The organism is Endozoicomonas sp. Z74, assembly GCF_057680865.1.
Map to the genome: position 1 here is coordinate 1 of NZ_JBLYZI010000259.1, position 975 is coordinate 975.

Consider the following 975-nt stretch of genomic DNA (forward strand, 5'->3'; position numbering starts at 1 on the left):
TCTGTGAAATATGAGTGGCTCTATTTAAACGAATTCAGAACGGTAGCCGAGCTGTACCAAGGGCTGGAAAAATACTTCCAGTTCTACAATACTGAAAGGCTACATCAATCACTGAACTATAAAACACCTCAGGCAATACACTTTGGCTGAGGACTTCAACAACAGTCGGAACATAACTTAAAAAGTGGATCTTGTGGTCTAGACAATGGGGTCCACCATAAGGCGAACGGGTTGGTAAATGGTCGAAATCATAAGTGACTTTTTAACCTATTGATCACAAATATTTTTTTAATACTATCTGCTTTCCGCAGATAGCGTGTTATGCGAATCTAGGCTGCATAAACCACTGTTAGCTGCTTTGATTTAATAATAAAAAAGGGAAGATAAATGAAAGTTGAATATCGTAATGGAGTTAGAATCACAAAATTTCTTCATGAAATGACGCCCTTAGAAGCAGCGATTCAGAACTATGAAAAAATGGTCGAGAAACACTACAAGAAAGATAGGGGCCTGAATAATCAAAAAAGAGAAAAAGAAAAGAAAGTAGCACTCAAACATCTGAAAAGTGAAAGAGAGAAAATCCATACACTAATTGATATCCAAGCTCAGCTCGACACATATAGGGAAAATGGTATGGCTGCTGTAAATGGAAGCTTGGCCGATAGAGCTCAAGCTATATCAATGTTGGAAGCTGAAAGTCATCACCCTACCGAAACCTTAGAAAAATATATGAGAGCAGAAGGAGTTCCAAAGCCTAGCCCACATCATACAGCTCATCATATCGTGCCAGGCAAAGGAAAACTTAAAGTGATTACAGCAAGGACTAGGGAAGGTGCGATTAAGTCCCTAGCCATGAGATAATACTCCCATCGCTTCCAGCTTGAGTTTCTGTCCATGAGCCAGCTTAGTTTCGCAGACAGTGAGTTTGTCCATAAACGCAGAACCACCCGCAAAGAGCGCTTTCTGGCAAAAATG

2 protein-coding genes are annotated in these 975 nt (G+C 40.1%); both read left to right on the top strand.

Going from position 1 to position 975, the window contains the following annotated elements; translation table 11 throughout:
• Positions 1 to 3: 3 nt before the first annotated feature.
• Positions 4 to 150, top strand: coding sequence for an integrase core domain-containing protein (locus tag ACNRUY_RS26635; RefSeq protein WP_488110674.1), 147 nt, complete (start codon positions 4 to 6; stop codon positions 148 to 150).
• 237 nt (positions 151 to 387) lie between these two features.
• Positions 388 to 861: a hypothetical protein gene (locus ACNRUY_RS26640; protein ID WP_488114687.1), complete on the top strand. Its 474-nt coding sequence runs from the start codon at positions 388 to 390 to the stop codon at positions 859 to 861.
• The last annotated feature ends 114 nt before the right edge of the window (positions 862 to 975 follow it).

Coding starts and splice junctions, on each gene's coding strand:
- ACNRUY_RS26640 (WP_488114687.1), top strand. CDS start 388: ATGAAAGTTGAATATCGTAATGGAGTTAGAATCACAAAATTTCTTCAT.